At 63.0% G+C, this 1,494-nt stretch carries 1 protein-coding gene and 1 pseudogene; both read right to left on the bottom strand.

Translation table 11 applies throughout. From position 1 onward, the window contains the following. The coding region (gene ligA / locus EOA36_RS35225) for an NAD-dependent DNA ligase LigA (RefSeq protein WP_127281216.1) at positions 1-1,127 on the bottom strand (1,127 nt) is incomplete at its 3' end. A gap of 134 nt (positions 1,128-1,261) precedes the next feature. Then, positions 1,262-1,494 (bottom strand): annotated as a pseudogene (locus EOA36_RS35220) (DNA repair protein RecN); the annotation flags it as partial.

The following is a 1,494-nucleotide window of genomic DNA, read 5'->3' as shown; positions in this document are numbered from 1 at the left end:
TTGATATAATCCTCATTGTGCAGCGTGACGTTTTCCACCACGACGCCGCCGACGGTCACCGGCGCAAGCCGCGCGACCGGCGCCAGCGTGCCGGTTCGGCCGACCTGGATGTCGATCTTCTGCACGGTCGTCATCGCCTGTTCGGCCGGGAATTTGTGCGCGACGGCCCAGCGCGGCTCACCGGTGACGAAACCCCAGCGGCGCTGCAGCTCCAGCTGGTCGACCTTGTAGACGACGCCGTCTATGTCATAGCCGAGCGACGAGCGCTGCTCCTCGATCCGGTGATAGTGCGCGACCAGTTCCTCGACCGATTTGGCCCGCACCATCAGCGGGCTGATCTTGAAACCCCAATCGGCGAATTTCTGCACCGATTCGTACTGTGTCGGCGCCGGATCGGCCGTAGTATAGCCCCACGCATAGGCGAAGAATTTGAGGTTGCGGCTGGCGGTGACGGACGGATCCTTCTGGCGCAGCGATCCGGCCGCCGTATTGCGCGGATTGACGTAATCCTGGCCGCCGACAGCCGCCGAGCGCGCCTTGAGCGCCTCGAACTCGGCATAGGTCATATAGACTTCGCCACGGATCTCGATGATTTCAGGCCAGCCTGATCCTTTGAGCTTCGCGGGAATGTCGGCGATGGTCCTCAAATTGGCGGTGATGTCCTCGCCGACCGCACCATCGCCGCGCGTCGCACCTTGCACGAAGACGCCCTTTTCGTAACGCAGCGAAGCCGACAGCCCGTCGATCTTCGGCTCGGCGGTGAAAGCGATGTCGAGGTCCTTGTCGCGGTCGAAGAAGCGCCGGCCACGGTCGATGAAATCGGTGACGTCTTCGTCGGTATAGGCCTTGGCGAGGCTGAGCATCGGCACGGCGTGGCGCACCTTGGTGAAGCCTTCCGCCGGTGCGGCACCAACCCTGAGCGAGGGCGAATCCTCACGCACCAACCCGGGAAAGCGCTCCTCGATGGCAAGATTGCGCCGTCGCAACGCGTCATACTCCGCGTCCGTGATCGTAGGTGCGTCCTCGGCATGGTAGCGCCGGTCGTGACCGGCGATCTCTTCGGCAAGGCGCTGGAGTTCGGCTTCAGCCTCGCTTTCGCTGAGCGAATCGACGGGTTTTTCGGCCATGCTTTTTGTCCCTGAACGGTGGCGCGCCACAATAGAGCATGATCGTGAAAGGTGGGAACCGGTTTTCGGAAAAGATCATTCCTGAACAGCAGGATGGAGCCATATCCTGACTCGCCTCATGACGCCCGATAGTCTCATGCCGCGTTTGTATTCTCGCGCAGCAGCCGCTCGGCGGCGGCGCGCGCCTCGTCGGTGATAGTGGCGCCGGCCAGCATGCGGGCGATCTCCTCCTGCCGCGCCGTCCTGTCCATCTCGGCAATTCCGGTCGCGACACGGTCGGTGCTGCCCGATTTGGAGATCAGGAAATGTGTTGCCGCGCGCGCCGCCACTTGCGGAGCATGGGTGACGGAAAGCACCTGGACACGCT

The organism is Mesorhizobium sp. M8A.F.Ca.ET.021.01.1.1 (genome assembly GCF_003998025.1).
Classification (GTDB): Bacteria; Pseudomonadota; Alphaproteobacteria; order Rhizobiales; family Rhizobiaceae; genus Mesorhizobium.
This window is presented reverse-complemented; position numbering and strand designations above follow the sequence as displayed.